At 61.3% G+C, this 23,944-nt stretch carries 17 protein-coding genes; 6 read left to right on the top strand and 11 right to left on the bottom strand.

Translation table 11 applies throughout. The features are described from left to right. Window positions 1–44: 44 nt before the first annotated feature. From AX724_RS16075 to AX724_RS16035, 9 genes are all read right to left on the bottom strand, one after another. Window positions 45–1,505 (bottom strand): surface lipoprotein assembly modifier, encoded by a 1,461-nt coding sequence (locus AX724_RS16075; protein WP_231736711.1) that lies wholly within the window; start codon window positions 1,503–1,505, stop codon window positions 45–47. A 164-nt stretch (window positions 1,506–1,669) separates the two neighbouring features. Next, on the bottom strand, window positions 1,670–3,970 hold the full coding sequence (locus tag AX724_RS16070) for a TonB-dependent receptor (RefSeq protein ID WP_231736710.1): 2,301 nt from the start codon (window positions 3,968–3,970) through the stop codon (window positions 1,670–1,672). Window positions 3,971–4,173: 203 nt separating this feature from the next. Continuing rightward, window positions 4,174–5,166 (bottom strand): FecR family protein, encoded by a 993-nt coding sequence (locus tag AX724_RS16065; protein WP_082733559.1) that lies wholly within the window; start codon window positions 5,164–5,166, stop codon window positions 4,174–4,176. Window positions 5,167–5,257: 91 nt separating this feature from the next. Then, window positions 5,258–5,770, bottom strand: a complete 513-nt coding sequence (locus AX724_RS16060; RefSeq protein WP_066768149.1) for a sigma-70 family RNA polymerase sigma factor — start codon at window positions 5,768–5,770, stop codon at window positions 5,258–5,260. A 234-nt stretch (window positions 5,771–6,004) separates the two neighbouring features. Then, window positions 6,005–6,865 carry a Shedu immune nuclease family protein gene (locus tag AX724_RS22960; protein ID WP_082733557.1) on the bottom strand — a complete coding sequence of 287 codons (861 nt, stop codon included), beginning with the start codon at window positions 6,863–6,865 and terminating at the stop codon, window positions 6,005–6,007. 734 nt (window positions 6,866–7,599) lie between these two features. Beyond that, window positions 7,600–8,616, bottom strand: a complete 1,017-nt coding sequence (locus AX724_RS16050) for a copper resistance protein B (RefSeq protein WP_037520659.1) — start codon at window positions 8,614–8,616, stop codon at window positions 7,600–7,602. Then, a complete protein-coding gene (locus tag AX724_RS16045; protein WP_037520660.1) occupies window positions 8,613–10,397 on the bottom strand; it encodes a copper resistance system multicopper oxidase in 1,785 nt (594 codons plus the stop codon). Before AX724_RS16045 ends, AX724_RS16050 begins: the two co-directional genes overlap by 4 nt. Before the next feature lie 86 nt (window positions 10,398–10,483). After that, on the bottom strand, window positions 10,484–10,750 hold the full coding sequence (locus AX724_RS16040; RefSeq protein WP_021236450.1) for a hypothetical protein: 267 nt from the start codon (window positions 10,748–10,750) through the stop codon (window positions 10,484–10,486). 30 nt (window positions 10,751–10,780) lie between these two features. Next, a complete protein-coding gene (locus AX724_RS16035; RefSeq protein ID WP_037520662.1) occupies window positions 10,781–11,119 on the bottom strand; it encodes a hypothetical protein in 339 nt (112 codons plus the stop codon). Window positions 11,120–11,289: 170 nt separating this feature from the next. On the opposite strand from AX724_RS16035, the gene AX724_RS16030 reads away from it, so the two are divergent. The 6 genes from AX724_RS16030 (at window position 11,290) to AX724_RS16005 (ending at window position 19,537) form a co-directional block, all read left to right on the top strand. Continuing rightward, window positions 11,290–13,653 (top strand): heavy metal translocating P-type ATPase, encoded by a 2,364-nt coding sequence (locus tag AX724_RS16030; RefSeq protein ID WP_037520664.1) that lies wholly within the window; start codon window positions 11,290–11,292, stop codon window positions 13,651–13,653. Beyond that, window positions 13,650–14,066 carry a Cu(I)-responsive transcriptional regulator gene (cueR, locus tag AX724_RS16025; protein WP_037520666.1) on the top strand — a complete coding sequence of 139 codons (417 nt, stop codon included), beginning with the start codon at window positions 13,650–13,652 and terminating at the stop codon, window positions 14,064–14,066. Before AX724_RS16030 ends, cueR begins: the two co-directional genes overlap by 4 nt. A gap of 457 nt (window positions 14,067–14,523) precedes the next feature. Next, window positions 14,524–16,206, top strand: a complete 1,683-nt coding sequence (locus AX724_RS16020; protein ID WP_037520668.1) for an ABC transporter ATP-binding protein — start codon at window positions 14,524–14,526, stop codon at window positions 16,204–16,206. Further along, window positions 16,203–17,267, top strand: coding sequence for an efflux RND transporter periplasmic adaptor subunit (locus AX724_RS16015; RefSeq protein WP_037520670.1), 1,065 nt, complete (start codon window positions 16,203–16,205; stop codon window positions 17,265–17,267). The genes AX724_RS16020 and AX724_RS16015 overlap by 4 nt, the downstream gene beginning before the upstream one ends. Window positions 17,268–17,269: 2 nt before the next feature. Beyond that, window positions 17,270–18,712 (top strand): TolC family protein, encoded by a 1,443-nt coding sequence (locus AX724_RS16010; protein ID WP_037520671.1) that lies wholly within the window; start codon window positions 17,270–17,272, stop codon window positions 18,710–18,712. 192 nt (window positions 18,713–18,904) lie between these two features. Beyond that, on the top strand, window positions 18,905–19,537 hold the full coding sequence (locus tag AX724_RS16005; RefSeq protein WP_066768145.1) for a tyrosine-type recombinase/integrase: 633 nt from the start codon (window positions 18,905–18,907) through the stop codon (window positions 19,535–19,537). Window positions 19,538–19,805: 268 nt separating this feature from the next. Here AX724_RS16005 and AX724_RS16000 read toward each other — a convergent pair whose 3' ends face one another. Together AX724_RS16000 and AX724_RS15995 are read right to left on the bottom strand one after the other, a co-directional pair. Continuing rightward, on the bottom strand, window positions 19,806–21,359 hold the full coding sequence (locus AX724_RS16000) for a CehA/McbA family metallohydrolase (protein ID WP_010335852.1): 1,554 nt from the start codon (window positions 21,357–21,359) through the stop codon (window positions 19,806–19,808). Between the two features lie 2 nt (window positions 21,360–21,361). Further along, window positions 21,362–23,842, bottom strand: coding sequence for a TonB-dependent receptor (locus tag AX724_RS15995; protein WP_029547435.1), 2,481 nt, complete (start codon window positions 23,840–23,842; stop codon window positions 21,362–21,364). Window positions 23,843–23,944 lie beyond the last annotated feature (102 nt).

Here is a 23,944-nt window from a genome sequence, read left to right as displayed (position 1 = left end):
TCGTCCTCCTGCTCAATGGAAAAATTGCGAAACATTGTGGATGGCTAGAAAGCATGGCTGAGCCTCACACTCGCGGTGGTGCGCCTGTAGGAATAGAGCCAGTCGATGTTGCTCTCGACGCGGGTATGCTGCACCACGACTTCAGGAGTCAGCCCGGCAAATTTGAGCACCGGGAAACGCGCGATCGCGGTGGCATTATATTGGTCGTCGCTACGCTTGGTGGCGAAAACTTCGCTATAAGCGCGATTGTCGCGGTGACGGTAAGAACCGATCACGAGCAGGCTCGCGCTCTTGCCGAACGACTTGCTGACGCCGAGGCGACCTCCCCATTGCCGATAGGCATCAACGTCCGCCGGGGTGTCCTTCGCGACAAAATCCGGTCCGCCGAACAGCGTCAAACTCGCGGAGGCGAGGTAAAAGGCTGTCAGGCTGACATCTGTCTGGGGGCCGTCCTGGGAAGTGAAGGCGCGCTGGCGATAGCGATAATCGCGAAAGTTTGCTTCAGCCCGCAGCAGGATGCTGCGTGATGCGGTATGCGTCCAATCCAGATTGGCGCCCCAGGCATTGTAGAGCACCGAAGACCCGAAACTGCCGATGTCGAAGGATGGCGATAGCGACAGCGTGTTACGGGCGGACTGATATTGATAGCCGACCCGCGTGATAAGGGTTGCCTGAGAATAGTCGTGCTCGCTTGGATAAATGTCGCCGAACAGAAGCGCGCTGGCGCGCACGCCATGATGCCCGGAGATCGGAATGCTGCGTCCCAGCGTCCCTTCGAAATTGATGCCCGTGGCCTTGATCGGATCGGGCACCTTGCGGTCGATCACGCAGGTGCCGTCATCGGTCGCAAGAAGGCAGGTATAGCTGGCTGAGGACTGGTTGAGATTGGTGCTGTAACCCGGGCCTATGGCTATGGTGCCCTGCCAGCCTCGCCTGCGCTTGAGGGCGGTCAGGAAGGCATCCACGGTACGAACCACCCCTGCCGACTTCTGGCCTTCGGCGACGAGTTGGTCTCGAACCTGCTCGAATGCGCCCCGCGCCTCACGATCCTTGCGGTTCTCGAACAGGACGCGGGCCAGTTCGAGCTGTCCGGACAGGAGTTCGGGATTGAGCGACACCAGTTCGCGGTAATGCCGCTCGGCCTCGCCCAGCTTGCCGGCCTGTCGCGCGAGCGCGCCCTTCGCGAAGAGCACAAGCTTCGGATCGCGATCGGGATAGCGCTCGTAGGCGGCGAGGAACCGGCGCACGTCAGCCCATTGCTGGCGCCTCACAGAGATAAAGAGGGCCTCGCCCATGTCATTGACATTATCGCCGACAGAATAACTCTTCCCGTCGATTTCCAGCGAGGTTGGCGGCCCGTCCAGTGCGTCGGCATCCTTCAAAATCTGTGATTCCGCCTTGCGCTGCTGCCGCTGTATCTCCTGGTCGAGGCGCAGCCGGGTGTCCTGCTCGCCAGCGTTTTGCGCCAGGGCGAGCGAGGGAAGGCATGCAGCGCCGGCGCACAAGATGGGGGCAAGACCCTTCCGGCGAATTTTGATGGAAGTTTGTCGAATCCGCATGCGTGGCTTCAGTCTCGGCGTGCTGCTGCAAAGAGAAGCCAGAGCCGGGAAACCCGGCCCTGGCCCCTCTCTTCACGGCAACGGGTTACTGCGAACCGCCGAAAGCGGCGTCATACTGGCGATTGCTGAAGGTCGCGACCCCAGCCAGCGCCTGCGCGGCGGAACCGAAGCCAACCATGCCCGGACTTGCGCTTGGCCTCGGTGATGGAGACGGGCGTATTTCCAGCAGCAGCACTGACGCTGCATTGACTCACGTTCGCCATGGTGTCGAGGAAACCGTTGATGCAGATATTGTCTGCGCGGCGGTATTTGCCGTTCCCATCCGGCACCCAGTCGGGGCCGGCATGGGTCCAGGTGAAGCTTCGGGGGTTGGCGGCGAACGCAGCCACTTCCCGAGCTATTGTGGGCTCCAGTTGGGACGGCAACAATGCTCCACTCGCGACGCGGGCGGTATGAAACTCACGGCGCGATGCTGCATAGGCATCGACCGTGGATTCCGTGGTCCTATAACTGGTTGAGTATTTCGTGTTCACAAATTGGGTGATCGACCCGCCACTATATTCGATCAGCTTGGGCAGGAAATCATCCTTCGCCCAATAGCCGGTATAGGCGATGCCTGCGTTAAGCTTGAGGAAACTGACAGGCTTCCATTCGCCGCTCAGATTGATGCGATATTCCTCGCGGCGACCCGCGCGCGGATAAGCCCGCCAACCGGGCACCTGCGTTGCGAGCAGATAATCGTCGTCCGAGCGCAGTTTCTCGTGCTGCCAGTTGCCCTCTAGCAGGACGCTGAGTTTCGATGACAGATTGAACTGGTTGCTCGCACTGAAGCCGAAACGATCGTTGTGTGCGTTGGCGATCGCCGTGTTGACGATGATTGGGTTGGCGGACGAGGCGGCATTGGGAAAGCCGCCCGCGCTATAGGTATCGCTCACCGTGTCCGTCAGCCACGCCGTCGCCTTGAAATCGATGAATCGACTGTCCGGCTGCCATTTATACTCTGCATTATAGGCCTGGAGGTGAACTTTGCTCTCGGGCCACTGGATATTGCCGAACGTATAGCCGTTGCCGGTCGTCATGATCCGCGAAGGCATGATCTCGCCGAAACTGGATCGGGTATCGCGAAAGCCGATTTGCAGGGCCTGGTCGTTGGCGATGTTCCATGTCGCCTTGAGCATGACCGATTCCAGCTCGCTCGACGTGTTGGGCACCTCATTGCCGGGATCGTAGTTAAGACCCAGCAGGCGAACATAATTGGCCGCATTGAGCGGGAGGCCGGCCTGCTGATAATAGTCGGCTTCGTGCTTGCCGGAGAAATAGTTGCCGCGCTCGCGGAACGCGTAGGCGCCGAACAGCTCCAGATCCCCAAGGCGACCCGCCGCGGCGATCCGGATCGCGCGATCGCCGAAGGAAAAGGCCTCGTTGTCGTCTTCCGTGCGCAAGTTCACCCGGAGCGAAGGGTCGCCATAGGGGTAGCTGGTCGAGAAGCCGGTGGGAAAGCCGGGTACAGTCCGATAGTCCTGCCCTGTCAGCAGCGTCGGCCAGCGCGGGTTGGTCGAATTGTTGCCGCCCTCCAGCTTGAGTTCCACGCCGAAGTTCTGGCCAGGCTTCAATATGTCGGCAGCGTCGAGCGTGTTGATGACGACCGCACCACCGGTCGAGCCGTTGACCCCGCGTGTCGAAACAGGCCCCTTGAGGACCTGCACGCCGGAAATCAGGCTCGGATCGATGTAGCTGCGATTGCCAGCGCCGTTATAGCCCTTCCACACGGTCAGCGCCTGCTCAGTGCCATCGATGACGACCGGGACACGTCCTGGCCCCTGAATGCCGCGAATGCTGGGATCGAGCGCGCCACCGTTGCGCGAGTCGCCGCTGAACACATTGACCATGCCCTTGAGCACATCAGCCGTGTTGGTGCCCCTGTAGCGCTCCACCTCTTCGCGGCTCGCGAAAGTGGAGGAAATATCCTGATCGTAGATTTCGTCCTTGCGCCGAGCGTCGCGCTCTACGCCGGTTTCCTGTGCGGCAGCGAGGTTGCCCGTTTGCGCCCCGTCCACGCGCAGCGGGCCAAGCTGCACGTTGCTTTGCGCATTGTCGGAGGCTTGCGCGTTCCGTGGCGTCGGCGCAAGGGTGACGAACCCGTTGTCCAACCGCCAGGTGAGGCCCGTTCCCGCCAGAACGAGGCTCAGCGCCCGTGCATTGGACATCCGGCCAGACACGCCAGGCGACGATCGCCCGCGAATCTCGTCCGCATTCACATTGACCTGCATCCCCGATTGCCGCCCGAAGTCGGTCAGCGCGTCGCTCAGCGCGCGGGGAGGAATATTGAACTCCCTGGTGCTCGCTGCGCTGCCAGTCTGCGCGCTAGCCGCGTAAGGGGCCGCAACGCCCGCGGCAGCAACCGAAGCCAATAGCGAAGCCGCCAGAATCCGATCTCGCTTCTTACTTAATCTTAAAACCCCCGGAAACACAATTGCACGCCCCTTCCGCTCTTTCCCGGAGTAAGAAATGCAATTGCGACGCAATTGCATCCACCCCTATCTTAAAGAACAATCCAGGCGCGGTGTTTTTCGGAAAAAAATGCAGGGGACGGCGATAAAATCGCAGGCGATGGCTATTCGGCTGAAATCACCGTGATCCACGGCGTGAGATTGCGCACCCTCAAATCCTGCGCCTTGGAGATCGCCTGCAGGGCGGGCACGGGCTGGTGCGCGTCATAGACGCCTGTGACGCGCCGTTTGGCAAAGCCCTCGCCAAAGGTCAGGATGACGCCGCTGTGCCAAGGCTTCAGGGCGTCGATCACTTCCATGACCGGCCTGTCGCTGACGACGATCTGGCTATCGGTCCACGCCGCGATCTGTGTGGGATCGATGCTGCTTCTGGCGGCACTGGCGTCATCGCAGCGCAGGCTGAGCGCATCTCCAGCCATCAGCGCTTCGGTCAGACTGGGCCGATCGTTGCAGGAGACGCGGACATGCCCGTGCTTTACGGTAACAGAGGCCCGCCGATCATCGATCCGGCTGACCTCGAAGCCGGTACCCAGAACCGTAGTTGTCGTATCGGCGGCGGCAACCTGGAACGGGCGATCCGGATCGGGGGCCACTTCAAACCAGGCCCTGCCTTTGAGGAGTCGAACTTCTCGTTGCCCGCCCTTGCTGACGTCAAAGGCGACAGCACTTTGCGGGGCGACAAGCATCGTGCTTCCATCCGCCAGATGGACCTGCTGTATCTCGCCTGTTCCGGTCGAAACGTCAGCGCGCAGATCGATGAGCAGGCCGGGGCCGGCGACAATAGCGAAGCAGGCCGCGACGGCCAGGGCGGCAATTCCGACGCCATGTCCCCTACCCTTCCCCACGAATGGAAGAATGATGGACTTCTTTCTTCGCCAGCGGTCCGCTGGAGCGGGTGGTGCCGTCCGGATCACATGGCTGATGCGCTGCGTCTCTGCCCAGGCAGCCCCATGGACGGGATTTGCGTCGAGCCACGCCGAGAACTGCGCGCGCATCGCCTGATCCTCAGGCTCTTCCTGAAGCAGGATAGCCCACCCGGACGCCTCGCGGTTGGCTCGACCGCGTTCAGCCCCATCTCCGCCAAGTCCAGCGTTCATGATTGCCCTTTTGCCGGGACCGCTATTACAATGGGCCCCTTATTGAATAAACAAATGAGCGGGACGATTTTTCGGCGGCGCACGAAATTTCTCATGCTGATCCGCGATCGGCTCCGGCGCGGCAGCGCTCGATACCGTTCAGGACCAGCGTGTGTGCGGTAGTTGTAGAGACCCCCAGATGCGCCGCGATATCCTTGAGCTTTTCGCCGCCGATCCGGTGCATCTCCACCGCGGTCCGCATGTCGTTGGGCATCCCGTGGAGCGCGGCGACAATCCGTGCATATTCGTCACGTGAAATCGCGGCGGCCTCTGGGTCCGGCATATCCGAGGGGATGTCGCTTGCCCCCGTTCCGCCATCAGCCTCGAATATACGCGCCTCGATCCGTTTGCGTCGGATACGGTTCAGGGCGAGGTTTCGCACGGTCATCCGCAAATAGGCCATCATTTCGGCAGCGGGTAGTTTGGCTGCGCCGGCAGCGCGCAGCCAGGCTTCCTGGACAATGTCTTCTGCATCGCCCCCCTCACCGGATATCCTTTTAGCGTAACGGATGAGGGATGCACGATGGGAGAGGAAAAGCTCGAGGGAGGCCTTCCCGTCCGGCACTCTCAGTTCCCTTCACCCCGTCAAAAACCAGCCTGTGTTAGCACCCTTTATTAATGCGAGTCACTCGCAAATATGCATTGCGCAGCAATGGCGGAAGGAATATCCGAACACGATCTTATAATTTGGCTTATCTCGCCGGTGAAATGACGGCCCAATTTGAGGATTCGCGCGCCGCTCGCTTCCTTCCCAGCCTGAACCGAAATCAGTCGAGCCACACTCTGAAGAGGCAGCATATTATTCGCGATCGGCGTTGGAATAGATACCTCGTCGCTTGCTGTTCACCTCCTCCCAATATGAGATGCGCTCCATCATAAACTGTTTTCGATCGGGACTGATAAATGGATTGTTACCAACTGCCTCATGGAGGCCGTTTGGACGCTCGTCGTAGCTGAACATTGTCGGACCAAGCCACAGTGTGGGCGGCACGTGAAGAACCTCATAGCCCGATGGCGTGTGACGAACGCTTGCAAACTGATCGGAATTTCCATCGAAGTGCAGTCGATCAAAACTCATCAGGACTTCGTTCGCACCCATTTGCTCGGACCGTAGGCGCGTCAACTGTTCATTGCCCTCGTATTCACTGCGTCGTCCGTAAATGAGTACATATTGTGGATCAAGCTTAAGCCGATGAAACGGGACGCCGTAATCTCTCAAAAATGCAATTTGATTTTCCGGCTTGCTGAACCACGCTTTCCATTCCAGAAGCTGATTCTTCGCCTGTGTGAATTCCGCTGTAGGTGTCCCATCTTTCCGGAACATTTTTTTGTTCGGCGCCTCGATCTCTATAAGGACGGGATTCAATGCCAGGCTATTTTTCGATATCCACATGAAATCGGGCCTGCGGCGCTGATAGCCATATAACTCTGGCTGCGAGATTACAGCGTCAGGGAAAGGTGCATGGCCCGATGGTCCGCCAACCACACTAAAGGCCCCAGGAATCATCGCCGGGTGCCGCTCCAGAAATTCTTGGACCTCACACTCGGATGGGTTTCCGTTAAGGAGGGCTAGCCATGCTACCTTTAGATAGTCAGCATAATCGTCGCCCGCCATGGGGCGGGGCGCGTCAGGAATGATCGTATAGCGTTTTTCAAACATGCGCTGACTATATCCGCGAATGCCCGGCTATGGGAACGGTGATTGAAGCTTGATGAGGCCGAGACAGGGCAGAAAATTGCCGAAGCAAGTCACTCAGATTCATCCCGTTATGTCAGTTGCCTATCGCCGCTAGCGACTAGGATTAAACAATACTTTGGGACGGATGGAAGAGCATCCACCAAGCCAAATTTGGTTTACAATGGAGCTTGACAGTTACGGTTTTCGGTGCCAAAAGCCGCAGCGGTTTACAGGAAAAATCCCTTTAAATCAAAGCAGGTTGGTGGACTCTTAATCAGCGGGTCCTTGGTTCGAGCCCAAGTGCGTCCACCATTTTTCCCATATAGAACAATGACTTAATTCGACGAGCGTGCGGTCCCAGCAGCCGCCTTTTCCGTCTAGGTAGCATTCTAGGTAGCTTGAGGAAGAGGCGAGAAAAAAGCTCGGACTGCGGAATTCGAGTGGGGATCACGCGAGGCCGATGGGCTGATGTTCGCTCTACGACCGAGTCCGGACGATTGGCACCCGATCCGAAGGGCCATTTGCCCAAGGTTGCCTACGGACAGCAGTGAATGACCAGGTTTGGGACTTACCTGCCGTTGGAAATCGGAGCAACGAACGACCGCTTTTCGCATAAGCGGACGTCTCACGTTCGTTGATGCCTTTGCTTCGAGTCGGTAGGTAAAATCCAGACTGGCCAGCATCAGCGACGCGTGCCAGCCTGGAAACAGTCGTCCTCAGAACCAGGATCGGATTCCGATCAGGAAATTCCATCCTCCTGCCTTCTCGTCCCGTGCACGCCGAAAATCTGCCGTGTCGCCAAAAGCGCGCTCATATCGGACGCCGACATAGGGCGCGAACTCGGGTACGAACTGGTAGCGCAGCCGTAGTCCCAGTTCGGCGGTGGAGAGGCCGGAGCCTATGCCAAGCTCAGGAACATCCTGCGCCGAAAAGTTGAGCTCAGCCGCAGGTTGAAGGATCAGCTTCTGGGTCAGACGCTGATCATATTCCGCCTCGATCCGCGCGGTGAAATCGCCTTTGTCCGACAGGAACAACGCCCCACCCATTTCGAACCAATAAGGGGCAAGGCCCTGGACGCCGACAACGGCGTAAGTCCGATCGGGCCCCGCGCCAAAATCCTGACGGATACCGGCCTGAAGATTCCACCACGGGTCGAGCGCACGGCTCCAGAGCGCCTGAACCTCGGCGTGTTCCGGACTCTCGCCAAAGCTGCTTTCTCCTTCGGTCTTGAACCAGAGCCGGTCGATATCGCCACCGTACCAACCCTGGGCCTCCCACGCATAACCGTCCTTGCCCTTGCCCATGACCGCTTCCAGCTGATCGATCAGGATCATACCGCTTTTGATATCGCCATGCTCCTTGCGGACGGTTTCGCGTGCCGGGGCCATTGCTTGCGCGCCGAAAATGGCATCGGCAGCGTGATCGGGACCACGCAATGCCGCCGCTGACGGCGGCGCCACCGGCGGATCGGGAATGCCGGGTTCATGCCCAGCATGAGCCCGGTGCGCGTCCGTTGCGGAAGTGGAAGGCATCTGATGACCGGCGTGTGGATCCGATGGACCGGATGGAGACTGCGGCATATCGTGCCCGGCATGGGGGTCGTCAGCTTCTTCGTCCATCTGATGCCCCGCATGCGGATCGGCCGTCACCAGCTGTTCGGCGGCGGCATGGTTATGCTGCCCCAGCGCGGGCGTTGCGGCGGCCGCGAGAAGCAGGCTGAGGAGATACTTCATGCCGCATCTCCCTCCAGCGGACGGATGGTGACGACACGGAACATTCCGGCGTGCATGTGAAGCAGCAGATGGCAGTGAAACGCCCAGTCGCCGGGTGCGTCTGCCGTCAGGTCTAAGCTGACCTTGCCGCCCGGCAACACATTGACCGTGTGCTTGCGGGGATAGCTGCCGGTATGGCCGTTCACCACCTCGAAGAAATGGCCATGCAGATGAATCGGGTGGGTCATCATCGTATCGTTGATGAGCACGACTCGTGCGCGTTCGTTACGTTCGAAGCGGATCGGCTCGACCCCTTCGCTGAATTTCTCGCCATCGAACGACCACATGAAGCGCTCCATGTTGCCGGTGAGGTGGACCTCGATCGTGCGTTGCGGCGGGCGCGTGTCAGGGTTTGGGGTGAGCGACATAAGGTCACGGTAGGTCAGCACCTTGTGCCCGACATCTTCCAGCCCGACGCCCGGATCGCCGGTACGATCGGCTGGTGACATGGCGATGGCATCCACGCCAACACCGACCTTGACGCTGTCGGGGACCAAAGACTTGTCGCGCATGTTCATGCTGCCCATCGAATGGGAGCCGCCATGACCCATCCCGGCCATTGCGCCATGGTCCATTCCAGCCATTGAACTATGATCCATGCTGCCCATGCCCATGTCCCTCATGGTGAGTGTCGGACGTGGGCGAAGCGGTGGAACGGACGCGGTCATCCCCATGCGCGGCGCGAGCGTGGCGCGCGCCATGCCGGAACGATCGATCGACTCCGCGACGAGCGTGAACGCCTTGTCCTCGGTTGGTTGGATAATGACGTCATAGGTCTCGGCATTGCCGATCTGGAATTCGTCCACGGTCACCGGACGGACATTCAGCCCATCAGCGCTGACCACGGTCATGGGCAGACCCGGAATGCGGATATTGAAGATCGTCATGGTAGCAGCATTAATGAAGCGCAGCCGCACCCGCTCGCCGGAGCGAAAGAGGCCGGTCCAGTTTTCCTGCGGCCCGTGACCATTGACGAGATAAGTATAGGTGGCAGCCGTCACGTCCGCGATGTCCGTGGGGTCCATCCGCATCTTTCCCCACATGGCGCGGTCGGAAGCGGACATGCTCTCCTCGGGACCACCACGCAGCATGCCGAACAGCGTCTGCCTCTGGCGGTTGAAATAGCCGCCTTCCGATTTGAGCTTGGTGACGAGCTGGTGCGGATGCAGGAAGGTCCAGTCGCTGAGCACGATCACATGCTCGCGATCATAGGCGACCGGATCGGGCTCGGCGGGATCGATCACGATCGGCCCGTAATGGCCCTGCTGCTCCTGGAGTCCGGAGTGGCTGTGATACCAGTAGGTGCCGCTTTGCAGCAGCGGAAATTCGTAAACGAAGGTAGTGTGCGGCTTGATACCAGGGAAGCTGACGCCGGGAACGCCGTCCATCTGAAATGGTACGATCAGCCCATGCCAGTGGATCGAGCTATCCTCATCCAGCGTATTTTCGACATGGAGGCGCACATTCTGCCCCTCGCGCAGCCGGATCAGCGGCGCGGGCAATACGCCGTTCATCGTGACGGCATGGCCGGTGCGGCCGCCAACCGTAAAGGGGGTGTTCGCGATTCTAAGGTGGATATTCTCGCCCGAAAGCGTGGGCATCTGCGGCGCCAGCCCCGGCGAGCCGGCCAGACCTGCCGAACCCGATTGGGCCCAGGCAGGGAACAGGCCGGAAAAGCCCAGTCCGGCGGCGCCGACCGCGCCGGCACGCAGCAGGGATCGCCGATCGATCGTCTGTGTCATGATATTGTCCTCGGCTCCATCGGGGGAGCCCGCTATGTGCTGAATGGGCCGGGAGACGGGAAAGCCGCCTCCCGGTTTGCGTTCGATCAGTGCTGACTCATGCCATGTCCGGCATGCGGATCGGCGGCAGGCGCCTCCGCCTTGCCCTCGGCCTTCATTTTCTCGCAGCAGGCCATCTTGCCATCAGCCCCCTTGTCGCAGCAGCCGCTGGACATATCGTGACCTTCATGCCCGTCATGGCCGGTCTTTTCGCCCTGGCTGGTGGGTGGGGTGCGCACATCGGCCGGTGCGGCGCTCTGGGCGAAGGCTGGCATGGCGATCATCATCGTGATCGCAGCAATTATCAACTTCATGACTAATCTCCGGAAGAAAGTGGATGAACCTCAATTCCCCGGAATCATGCGCGGCGGCGGCGTGTCTCTCTCAAGCGTGATCGCGATGAGATGTTTCTGTCCCGCAACAGAATATAAGGCCTTTGTTGGCCGATCCAACTGCTCGATGAGGGAAGGCATTGCCGGGAACGCCGCGCAGGCAACGGCGCAGTGCATGCCGGGTTCGGGTGATTTACGATGGGAGGGAGATTCACTCCCGGCGCAATGCCCCGCGACCGAAGCCATCTCCATCGCACCCTGATGCGGCATAGCCGTTGCAGTGCCGCTCGCCATCGATACGGACGAGACGAGCATGGCAAGCGCAATCAGGAGCGACGAAAGCAACTTCATCGCAATCCTGTTGGGTGGTGGGGCCTGTTGGGCGGTTGGGCCTTGGGTGACAACGATTCGAATCCTTTTCGAACCCTTCATGCACCTTGACACAATGATAAGGTAAAGTGCCTATTGACTCTGACATGGTGTCAAACTCCATCTTGCCCTGCGATAGAAGGAGACGGTTGATGGCCGAGTCGAAACATGGCGTTCATTCCGGTGTCCACAGTTGTTGTGGTGACCATGGCAAGCATTCCGCCGGACTGGTGGTCGACCCGGTTTGCGGCATGACGGTCGATCCCGAAAAAACCGCGCATCACGCGACCTATGCTGGCCACGACTATCATTTTTGCAGCCCCGGCTGCCGCGAGAAGTTCATTGCGGACCCGGAAGCGCATCTGAACAAGTCCGCCGTCGAACCCGTCGATGCGCCGCCGGGGACGATGTGGACCTGCCCGATGCATCCGGAGATCCGGCAGGACCATCCCGGCGCCTGCCCGATCTGCGGCATGGGGCTTGAGCCGGAAATGGTCAGCGCCGATACCGGACCCAGCGCCGAGCTGCTCGACATGACACGGCGTTTCTGGATTGGCCTTGCGCTGGCCCTCCCGGTCTTCATCCTCGAAATGGGCGGGCACCTTTTCCCGGCGCTGCATCATCTCGTGCCCATGAAGCTGTCGATCTGGATCCAGTTCGCGCTGGCGACGCCGGTCGTGCTGTGGGCGGGGTGGCCCTTTTTCGAGCGCGGCTGGGCTTCGCTGAAGACGCGCAATCTCAACATGTTCACGCTGATCGCGATGGGGACCGGCGTCGCATGGGCCTATAGCGTCGTCGCGACGCTGGCGCCCGGTATCTTCCCGGACGCCTTCCGCGCCGCTGACGGGACCGTCGCGGTCTATTTCGAGGCGGCCGCCGTCATTACCGTGCTGGTGCTGCTGGGGCAGGTGCTGGAACTGCGCGCGCGCGAACGCACATCGGGCGCGATCAAGGCATTGCTCAACCTTGCCCCGAAAACCGCTCGGCGCATCGCCGAGGACGGCAGCGAGGCGGAAATCCCGCTGGAGGATGTGGCGGTGGGGGACCGGCTGCGGGTGCGGCCGGGCGAAAAGGTGCCGGTTGACGGCGTGGTCGAGGAAGGGCGTTCGGCGCTCGATGAATCGATGGTCACGGGCGAATCCATGCCCGTCACCAAGTCGGATGGCGACAGCGTGATCGGCGGCACGATGAACCAGAGCGGTGCCCTGGTCATCCGCGCCGACAAGGTCGGGCGCGATACCATGCTGTCGCGCATCGTCCAGATGGTCGCCGAGGCGCAGCGCTCGCGCGCGCCGATCCAGCGCATGGCCGATCAGGTCTCGGGCTGGTTCGTGCCGGTTGTCATCGGGGTCGCTGTCCTCGCCTTCGTCATCTGGGGCGTCTGGGGACCGGAGCCGCGCTTTGCCCATGGGCTGATCGCGGCGGTATCGGTGCTGATCATCGCCTGCCCCTGCGCATTGGGGCTGGCGACGCCGATGTCGATCATGGTCGGCGTCGGGCGCGGGGCGGGGCTTGGCGTGCTGATCAAGAATGCCGAAGCGCTGGAGCATATGGAGAAGGTCGACACGCTGGTCGTCGACAAGACCGGCACGCTGACCGAAGGCAAGCCCGCCGTCACCCGGATCGTCGCGGCGGATGGCTATGCGGAAAGCGGGTTGCTGCGGATTGCCGCCGGCGTCGAGCGCGCCTCGGAGCATCCGCTGGCGCTGGCGATCGTCGATGCGGCGACGGGCCGAGGCATCGACATTCCTCCCGTCAGCGATTTCGATTCACCCACCGGCAAGGGGGCGCTGGGCACCGTCGAAGGCAAGCGGGTCACATTGGGGAATGCGCGCTTCCTGGCGGAATCGGGGATCGATACCGCGCCGCTTGTCGCCGAGGCCGATGCACTTCGCGGCGATGGCGCGACGACGATCTTCATGGGGCTGGATGATCGGGCCGTGGGGATTTTCGCCATCGCCGATCCGATCAAGCCGACGACACCCGAGGCGCTGGCCGCCCTGCGCGCCGACGGCATCAAGGTGGTGATGCTGACCGGCGATAATCGCACCACGGCTGAAGCGGTTGCGCGTCAACTCGGCATCGATGCGGTCGAGGCCGATGTGCTGCCCGACCAGAAGGCGAATGTCGTCGCGCGGCTGAAGCAGGAAGGCCGCGTCGTCGCCATGGCGGGCGATGGCGTCAATGATGCCCCGGCGCTGGCGGCGGCCGACGTCGGCATCGCGATGGGACATGGCACCGACGTTGCCATGGAAAGCGCGGGCGTGACCTTGCTCAAGGGCGATCTCAACGGCATCGTCCGGGCCCGCCAGCTCAGTGAGGCGACGATGTCGAATATCCGGCACAACCTGTTCTTCGCTTTCATCTACAACGCGGCGGGTGTGCCGATCGCGGCGGGGCTGCTCTATCCGGTCTTCGGCATCCTGCTCTCGCCGATGATCGCGGCGGCGGCGATGGCGCTGTCGTCGGTGAGCGTCGTCGCCAACGCGCTGCGCCTCAACCGGGTGAAGCTGTGAATATCGGCGCGGCCTCGCAGGCGAGCGGCGTCTCGCAGCGGATGATCCGCCATTATGAGAAGATCGGCCTGATCCCGGCGCCGCCGCGCCGGGACAGCGGCTATCGCGATTATGCCGATGCCGATGTCCACCGCCTGCGCTTCATCGCCAATGCGCGCGACCTCGGCTTTCCGATCGAGGATATTCGCGATCTCCTCGGGCTGTGGAGCAACAGCCAGCGCGCCAGCGCCGAAGTGAAGGCACTCGCCGTCGCCCGCGCGGAAGAACTCGGCCGCAAGGCAGAAGCGCTTCAGGCACTGCGCCAGACGCTGCTCGAACTGGCGGAGCGCTGCCATGGGGACGACCGCCCCGATTGCCCGATCATCGAGCGCATGTCTGGCGAGGACGACCGCGACGCCGCGGGCGTTCGATGAGGAAACCAGGACCCGGATATGGCTCGGTAGGCGGCAATGGACCGCATTGCCTGTTTACCCGCCTGCGTTGACATTGAACGCAGACGTCGGCTTTGCTGGCGAGAGCTGCCGCTCATGCGCGAGCCTGGAACGGCACGGGTTGCTCGCCTGCCGCCGGAAGGTCGTGGGACTTTCCCGCCATTCGCGTATGTAGGGAGAACGTCGGCATTCGCTGACAGCGGCCATTCCCGACCTTGCAAATTACCGAACGGCATTCACACCCGTTAATGCCATTTGGCAACGCCGTCGTTACCTCCGTTGGAGATACGGTGTCCGACGCATTCGGCCATCGGCAAGCTCCTTTACGTGCACCCGCTATAACCCTCCGTAAGCAAATGTTGCTGTGCAGCATGCAAACCTTGTCGAAGTCTGGGGTTGTTTGATAATAGGCCGAACGTAAAAATCGGGGTGTAAGAAATTGGCTAGCGGGCAGTTTGGTTTGCGGCAAGCCGCCGCATGGGTGGGCGAGATCGTTGGCCCGGACAGGGGCTATGTCAATGTCGGCATCGTCTACACGCTCGCCATCACGCTTCTTTCCTTGGCGACGCCGATTTCTGTCCAGCTACTCATCAATTCGGTGGCACGTACGGCGCTGGTCGCACCGCTGTGGATACTGTCAGGCGTTGTGCTGGTGCTCCTGCTGCTGGTGGCGTGCCTCAGCGCGCTACGCCTCTACCTGCTGACCATGTTCGAACGCCGCCTGTTTGCGCGGGTGGTCGCTGAAGTCACGGTGCGGGCAGTCCATGCGCAGAACCCGTTCTTCGCCGATGAAAGCCGGGGCAGCCTGTTCAACCGCTACTTCGACATGGTTGTCGTCCAGAAATCGGTGCCAAGCCTTGTCATCGGCGCGTTCACCATCGTCCTCCAGGGTGCGGTGGGGCTGGTGGTTACGAGTTTTTACCACCCCTTCTTCCTTGCCTTCAACATCATTCTGGTGGTGACCTGCCTTTTGATCTGGATGCTGTGGCGCCACGGGGCAATCACGGGCGCCGTCGGGGTATCCCATGCCAAACATGAAGCCGCTCAATGGCTGGAGAGCGTCGGCGCATCCAACGGCTTCTACAAATCGGCCCGGCATCTGAACTTCGCGATGGATCGCTCGGAAGCGGTGACGGCGAACTATATCCGCGCCCATCGCCGTTATTTCCGCTATAGTTTTGCGCAGGCTCTGGCCTATTTCCTGGTCTATGCCTTTGCCGCTTCAGCCCTGCTGGCGCTCGGCGGGAACCTCATCCTCGCAGGACAGCTGTCAATCGGGCAACTTGTCGCGGCAGAGCTCATCCTGTCCGGGGTCTTCTATGGCATTGCCCAGCTTGGCTGGTATCTCGATACATTCTACGATCTGGTAGCCAGCTCGGAAGAACTGTCGCAAATCTTCGCGATCCCGCAGGAGCCTGTGGGTCTGAGCGGTCAAGCGCCACCCGACGGATCGGTCCGCTTCCGCAACGTTGAACTGGCCGGGTCGCGCTTCGACTTCGCGATCGACAGCGGAGAGCAGGCCGTCGTTGCGGCTGAACCGGGCGTCGAAAATCAGATTGCGCTACTGCTCAAGCGCCACGTCAATCCCGATCGCGGACTGCTAACGATCGGCGGCAGCGATCTTGGCAGCTTCGATATGTATCTGTTGCGGTCGGAGGTCGTGGTGCTCAACCGGCCCACCATCGTGGATGTCACTATTCGCGAATATCTGACCATGGCGGCTGGAGGCAATGCGGACAGCGCCATAACCATGAAGGTGCTGGATGTCGTGGGCCTGGCGACGCGCATTTCCAGTCTCTCTAGCGGCCTTGATACACGATTGGCAAGTTCAGGATCACCGCTCTCCATCGTCGAAGTCATGCAGCTTAAGGTCGCAGCCGCGCTGATCAGCCGTCCCAAGGTACTGCTGTTGTCCCAACTGTACGACATGATGCCCGCCGGCGCGCTCCACGCGACACTGCGGATGCTGCGTGAACGGGGGACGACGGTCCTGCTGTTCACCGGACGACCCGAGGCGACGGATCTCGACAGCTCATTATGGCTGGGCACGCAAACGCAGCGTCAGTTCGAGGACAAGGCGGCGCTGTCGCAGTTCCTTGCCGAGAGGGAGATTCAGCCGTGACGATCAACGCTACGCAACTGACGCACTTCCGCTCGCTTGCCGGGCTGAACCCGCCACGCGTCGTCATCGTGGTGGCCTGGCTCATTATAGTGGGGATTTTCCTAGCCGTCGCGATCCTTTTTGTACCCTGGCGGCAGACGGCGCAGGGCGGCGGCCAGGTCACGTCGCTTGATCCGAGCGACCGGCTGCAACAGGTGTCGTCGATGGTGGAGGGCCGTGTGGACCGTTTCTTCGTTCAGGACGGCCAGTTGGTGAAAGCGGGTGATCCGATCGTGAAGGTGGTCGATGTCGATCCGAATTTCCTAGAGCGTTTGGCCGCGGAAAAGGCGGAGGTGGAGGCGCAGATCGCGGCAATTGAACAGGCTCGCGCTGTTGCCTCGATCGACGTGGGTCGCACCTCGCAGCTCTTTGCGGAGGGGTTGGCCGCGCGGCGTGATTATGAGCAGACACAGATCAAGGTCGCCGATGCCAACGCCAAGCTGGCCGAAGCGCGCGCCAAGTTGAAGCAGATCGAGGTCAAACAGATGCGGCAGTCGGCGCAAGTGGTCACAGCGCCGCGTGACGGGCGTATCCAGGATCTCAATGCTGCTGCAGGTGGAGCCTTGATTTCCGCCGGCACTGTCCTCGCGACCGTCGCGCCCGAACGGATCGAGCGGGCGGTGGAACTGTTCGTTGACGGGCGGGATATCCCGCTGGTTGACAAGGGGCGTCCGGTGCGGCTGGAGTTTGAAGGCTTCCCAGCATTCCAGTTCAGCGGGTGGCCAGCTTTTGCCGTCGGCATCTATGATGGCCAGGTTCGTTCCGTGGACCCCACGCCGCGCGCCGACGGGCTGTTCCGCGTGCTGGTCGAACCGATGCCGGGCAAGCCCGCATGGCCCGCACGTCGCTTCGTGCGCCAAGGCGGCAAGGTATTGGGCTGGATCCAGGGCGACAATGTCACCGTCGGATATGAACTATGGCGCCAGCTCAACGATTTCCCATTGAACTTCGGGCAGGATCAGGTCGCTCATAAAGCACAGGATAAATCGGACAAAAGCTCGGTCGAAAAGAAAAAGAAGTGACGATGCGGACCGTGATCAGCGTCGTTTTGCTGGCGAGCGCTCCCCCGGCCTTTACGGCTGAGGCGCAGGACGCTGTGTCGAACGCTTCTGCTCCAGCGATCAGCGGCACGCTGACGTTGCAGGAGGTGCTGCAATCTTCGGCCCGTGCCGCACCCGACATCATCGCGGCGCTGGCGCGCAACCGGCAAGCGGAGGCTCGAGCGCTGACCGCGCAGGGCGCGTTCGACACGGTCTTCGCCGTCGAAGGACGCAGCCGCGTACAGGGCTATTATGACGGCACCGAAATCGCGAGCAAGGCCGAGCAGCCGCTGAGCGACAATGGCGGCTATCTCTACGGCCAGTACCGGGCGTCGCGCGGCGATTTTCCCGTCTATGAAGACAAATCCTACACGAATCGCCTAGGCGAATTGAAGGTCGGGGCGCTCTATTCGCTGCTCCGCGACCGGTTGGTCGATGCGCGACGTTCGGAATTTCGGCTGGCGAGCAACGATATCGACATCGCCCGGTTCGAGGCCAAGGCGACGGGCATCGGCGTCCAGGCGCGCGCGGTGGAAGCTTATCAGAAGTGGGTCGGCGCCGGACTGAAGCTCAAAGCCTATGAGGCACTACTTGCGCTGGCAGATGGGCGCACCAACGGCATCGAGCGTCAGGTGCAGCTTGGGGCCAAACCCGATATCCTGCTTACCGAGAACGACGTGAATCTCGTCAGGCGACAGGCTTATGTCCTAGAAGCGCGGCAGGATTTTCGCGCCGCCGCCGTCAAACTGTCGCTCTATTATCGCAACGCGGAGGGCGCGCCGATCATCGTTGATGAAACGCGGCTGCCATCCGACATTACCGCGCTGGATGGGATTAGGACGGGGGCCGCCTTCAACTTGGAGGGCCGTCCCGACTTCGCCATCATGCTGGAGGAAATCGACAAGGCGACCGTTAAGCTTGCTCTTGCCCGCAACGACATGCTGCCGCGGCTCGACGTTGGGGGGGAGATCGCCAAGGACGTCGGCCCAACGGGTCTGGGCGGGCGGAGTCGCACGCCGCTTGAGATGATCGTCGGCGTGACCTTCAAGATACCGCTGCAAAACCGCAAGGCGAAGGGCAAGCTGGCCGAAACCCAGGCGAAGATCGACGAATTGACGGTTAAGCAGCGGTTTCTAGCTGAAAAGATCCGGGCTGAAGTCACCGCGATCGGTCTCGAGGTCGAAGCAGCAAACCAGTTGGTCGTAACCTCGGGGAAAGAATGGGCGCTGGCGCAGCGCTTGGCCGCAGCCGAACGTCGCCGTTTCGAGCTGGGATCGAGTGACTTCTTCCTCGTCAATCAGCGCGAGGAAAGCGCAACTAATGCCGAGATTAAGCTCATCGAGGCGCAGGCCCGCATTGCCGCTGCGAAAGCCGAGCTCGCCGCCGCAACGGCCGATGAAGACGCGCTCGGCCTCACCCCATCGTAATACCAGATTGATCTGGCCCCCTACTCAAGGCGTCAATTCTAATGTTCAAAAGGCAGCTTTTGTCGAGAGCGGCCGTCGGGACTCATTTAACGAACAGCGTTAGTTGGTCGGCACAAGCCCCAAGCCATTCTCACCCCCGTCCTCGCCGGCAAGCGTTCTACAGATGGCCAATGTGGCCATAGGAGAATGATCATGGAGATGCCTGAAACTGAATTCGTCCCCACCAAACGCCCGGTCTGGAATGCCGGAAGGGCCGTGGGCGCAAAACGGGCTCTGAAACCTAAGCAGATCTGGGAAATCCGGTTCTACCTCAATCAACGCCGCCGCCTGCGGGATCGGGCGCTGTTCGATCTGGCGATCGACAGCAAGCTTCGGGGCTGCGACCTGGTGCAGATGAAGATAGGCGACCTTGTCAGCGGCGGGCAAATCCGAACGCGGGCAATCGTCATGCAGCAGAAAACGAGCCGACCTGTTCAGTTTGAACTGCTGCCAGATGCTCGAGCGAGCTTGCTGGCGTGGCTCGAACGCAGAGGTGGTACGGTGGACGATTATGTGTTCCCAAGCCGGGTCGATCATAATGGGCACCTGAGCACCCGCCAGTATGCTCGGCTTGTCGACGAATGGGTGACAGGGGTCGGTTTGATACGAAGCGAGTATGGCACCCATTCGCTTCGGCGGACGAAGGCATCGATAATCTATAGGGCGACCGGCAACCTGCGTGCCGTCCAAATCCTTCTCGGTCACAGCAAGATCGAGAATACGGTGCGGTATCTCGGGATCGACGTGGAGGACGCGCTTGCCCTTGCCGAAAACACCGAGATTTGAACCCTTGGCGCCCGTTTCCCGTGTGGAGCTGGACACGGGCGCTTGGGACAAAACGGTCGTTCGCGAGCCGGGCCGGGAATGGCAGGTCCCCATCTAACACCTGCCATTCCTGAAGCCCTGATGATCGTTCCCGGGATGCGCGGGACTGGCCGAGAAGAGACTGGCAGGTTTGTGGCGGGCAGCCCAAGATGGTTGCCATCAGATGCGGCTGCTGGAAATCACCTCAGTCTGTCCGCAATTTGCATCGCTGCAACCGTGATTTTCTGGATCAATCAATGAAATCTGAGCCTAAATGTTGTGACGACGGACAAACATCCACATAGATCGGATTGCCAACAAGGAGCAGACGACCATCACTTGTGCGAACGTTTGCGCTGATCCAGTGTTGTGCGCCGTCGGACACCCAGTCAAACACATTTTCGCGACGATCCTGATTGACTCGAAGCTGATGTTTCTGACCATCGATAAGCAGATCGATGATGCCGGCCGATACGCCCTTAACAGAGATTACCAGCCTCACCGACGCTCCCCTGCAGGCAAACAATGTGCCGCCCATGGCGATCTTGTTGCTTTCGCTCTCCGCCCAAATATCGATCATCCGGTTGCGCGTCCCGTCAATGTCGACAAATGCCCTGCCGGATCGAATGCCGTCGATAAATCCCTGTGTCGACAGGTTGCGCATATAGATGACGGTGGTCGGCGTTCCGATGGCTCCAGGCTTATCGGCAGGAATGTCGGCATTGTGATTGTCGCTGCCACCGATCGCCGTGACGTGCTGGCCGCTGTCGAGCAGCTTGCGCCACAGGCCGAGCCCCTGCAGCGGACTTTCTGCCGATCCGGTTTCCGCCATCGTGCCGCCGTTCACCACCTCGACCGCCTGCACCGTGCCGGGGGGCAGGTCGGCGATGCGCCAGCCACAGCCCATGCAGATCTCGCCCGAGGGCGCGCCGGCATGGTTGAGCGAGACGATGCCGCCCTGCGCCTTCACCGCGTCCATCCATTTGGCCGCTTCGGCATAGGTGGATGCGAGCGTGCGGAAATCGAGAAAGTCGGTCGGGCCGAACACATTGCTATGGCCGAAGAAGGTCGTGACCTCCCGCCCCGGCAGCAGCAGCATCCTGTCGAACGCGCCCTGCAACCCGCGCAGGGCATCGAAATGCGCGGTTGTATTATGGTCGGTGAGCGCGATGAAATCGAGGCCGCGCGCTGCCGCTGCCTCGACCGTGCGATAGACCGGGCATGGTACCTTCTCGCCCTTTTGCGACAGGCATTTGCCGTCGCTGTTGCCGCTGTGCATGTGCAGATCGCCGCGATACCAGCCCGGCGCAGGGTTGAGCGGGGCGTCCTCGAACGCCGTCACCGCCGGAGCGCGATCGATGAAGATGCGGGCCTCGAACGGCGCCTGCGCGCCTTCACGGATATTTGGGACGCCAAGGATCAGGTTCCAGCGCCCGGCCGGCAACGGCCCCGGAAGATAGCCCGGCGTGGCATCCTCGGTACTCAAGGTCATATGGTCGCGCGACCCGCCGCTCCATCCGCGAAACCGCTCAGGGTCGGCAAGGCCCAGGTCGATGACCGATTTCTTGTCCTTGCCGCCATAGCTGAAACGGATGGTGACGCGCGTGACGCCCGCCGGCAGATCGAAGGGAACCTGCCGATACTGCTCATAGTCCGATCGGGTGATCGTGCCGGTGAGCGTCTGATAGGGGACCGCTTCCTTTGCCGCCTCGGCCGTGGCCGGTTCCGGCGCTCCGGCCCATGCAGGCACGGACAGCGACAGAGCAAGAGCGAAGGCGGCGAGCGATGCGATCCCCTTCCTCATGATCAGAACTTGTACATGAGGGCGGCGCGGAAGTTCCGGCCGATCAGCGGACGCGCGATGAAGGTGTTCGCGCCGGCATCGGCATTCTGCACTTCGCCCGCGCGCGGATTGCCTTCGGTCAGGCCCAGCGAGTTGGTGAGATTGTCGACATAGCCATAGAGCGACAGGCTTTCGGTCAGCTGCGCGCGGGCGCTGAGATTGATCGCGGAATAGCCCGGCAGGCGCACCGAGTTGGCCGTGTCGACGAAGCGCGGCCCCTGATATTCATAGGCGGCCTGGATGCGCAGCCGATCGTCGAGCAGGTTGACTGCGGGCACGACGCGCACGCTGACGGTCGGCACGCGGATCAGGCGGTTGCCGTCATAGTCGTTCACGCGCTGTGCCGAGTCCGTATAGACCAGCCCCTTATACTTCGGGTCCTGCAGGGTCAGCGTGGCCGACATGTCGAAGAAGCGCGCCGGACGCACCGTGCCTTCCAGTTCGACGCCGAAGGTCTGCGTATTGGCGAACAGTGCCTCGGTCCGCGACGCGCCGGTGTTGATGTCGAACCGGTAATTGGTGAAGCCGACATTGTTGTACTTGGTCCAGAAGCCGGTGGCATATACGTCGAAGAACCGGCTGTTATACTTCAGGCCAGCCTCGCCCAGGTGCATGGTCTGGGTGATCGGCGTCGCGGTCGGGCTGGTGATATAATTGCCGAGACCAGGCATGCGGTTGGCATAAGTGTAGCGCGCGAACATGCCGGCGCGATCGGTGAACTGATAGTTCGCGCCCGCCGTCGCCGTCGCATGCTTAAAGGTCCGGTCATAATTGGCGGTGAGGCCGCTGCCGGTGATGATCGACGAGGTCGAGGGCGTGCCCAGATTGACCGTCTGCTTGAGCGCCACGGATCCGCGTGCGTTCATGCTTTCCCAGCGGACGCCGCCGTCCAGCCGGAATTTCGGCGTGATCTGCCATTCGTCGGTGAGATAGAGGGCGTGCGTCGTCTGCTCGCCATGCGCGTCCTCCCACTCATAGCCATATTTGTAGATGCCGTTGGTGTCGGAGAAGCTGCGCACCACAGAGCCCGCCGCGTTGACCGCAACGAGGCTGAGCAGTCGGGCATTGTCCTGAACGTCGAGCAGCGCGGTGGAGGAATAGCGGCTGAAATACTGGTCGATCGTCGCGAAATAATAGCCGAAGGTGACGTCGTGCGTAGTCGATCCCATTTCGAAGCGATGGGCAATGCGCGTGTCGCTCATGAACTCCTTCACCGGCATTGTGATACCGCGCAGGCCGCCGTTGATGATCAGGCCGTTGCCGTTCTGGTTGGCAGTGTCGAAGACTTGGCCTCCATTGGTGTAGCGCAGCTGCAGCGCGGTCGCGCCGGGCGCCTGGGCCAGCAGGCCGGCATTGGCGGTCAGCAGGCTCGCGGCGCTCTGCAGGCTGTTGGGATACACGCCGTTGCGGCGCGTCGTCGTGTCGTTGTAGCGCGAGGTGTTGGTGATCTTCCAGCCGTCCATCGGCTCGATCTCGAAATTGGTGGTGATCTGCGTGCGCTTGATCTGCGTGCCGACGGTGTTGTCGAAATCATAGATGCTGCCATCGCCCTGACGCATCTTGATATGCGCCGTCTCCGGCCCGGCGACCGTGCCCTTGTGCCCGTCGAAACCGGGAACCGCGCGGATATCGCCATCAGGATAGGTCCGCATCGGAATGCCGGTGTAGAAGGCGACGATATCGTCCACGCGCTTCACGTCGACGCTGAACTTCGCATTCTCCCACTCGCGCGAGACGGTGGCGCGGATCTGGCCGCCCTTGTTCGCGGTGAAGCCGGGATCGCGCACACCGCCCTCCGAGCGGTAGAAGCCGCCGACCGCGACCTTCCAGTCGCCCACCGGCGCACCGATCCAGAAGTCGGCGCGATAGAGGCTGTCCGCGCCGAGCGTCACCTTGACAAGACCCTCGGCCCAGTCGCCGACCTTGCGCGGAATGAAGTTGATCGCGCCTGCGGGTGCGTTGGAATAGAAGAGCGAGGACGGGCCGCCGCGCACCACTTCGATGCGTTCGATCGTCTCGTCGATGCGGAATGCCTGGTCCGCGTTGAGATAGCCGAGCGCGGGATCATGCTGGACCGGGATGCCGTCTTCCAGAAGCTGGACCGAGCCGAAGCCGTCGACCGGTACGCCACGAGCGCGGACGTTGCCCGACGCTTCGCCGCCCGACGCCTCAACCCAGAAGCCGGGCACGGATTTCAGCGCTTCAGTAACGCTGGTCGGGGCTTGGAGGCGCAGATTTTCCTCGTTGATGTTGGTGACCGAATAGCTGGTTTCCGCCTTGGTCCGCACATCGGTGCCCGCGCGGCCGGTAACGATGATGTCGTCGATATTGCCGCCCTGCGTATCGACGGCATTGTCGGCGGGGGCCGGCTCCTGCGCCAATGCGGGCGTTGCGCCAGCGCACAATAAAGCGATGAGCGATGTGGTGATGCGCAAAGATTTCATGGTCGATGTCCCCTTCATGTCCGTTCCTGAAAGTCCCGGCGCAGGCGCAGCGGTCCCCGTTGCCGGAAGCGTGTCGCGCTGCCGGCATGGGCGAATGGCCAT

This window comes from Sphingobium sp. CCH11-B1 (genome assembly GCF_001556865.1).
Classification (GTDB): Bacteria; Pseudomonadota; Alphaproteobacteria; order Sphingomonadales; family Sphingomonadaceae; genus Sphingobium.
The sequence above is the reverse complement of the archived record's forward strand: the minus strand, read 5'-3'. Positions and strand labels throughout refer to the sequence as shown.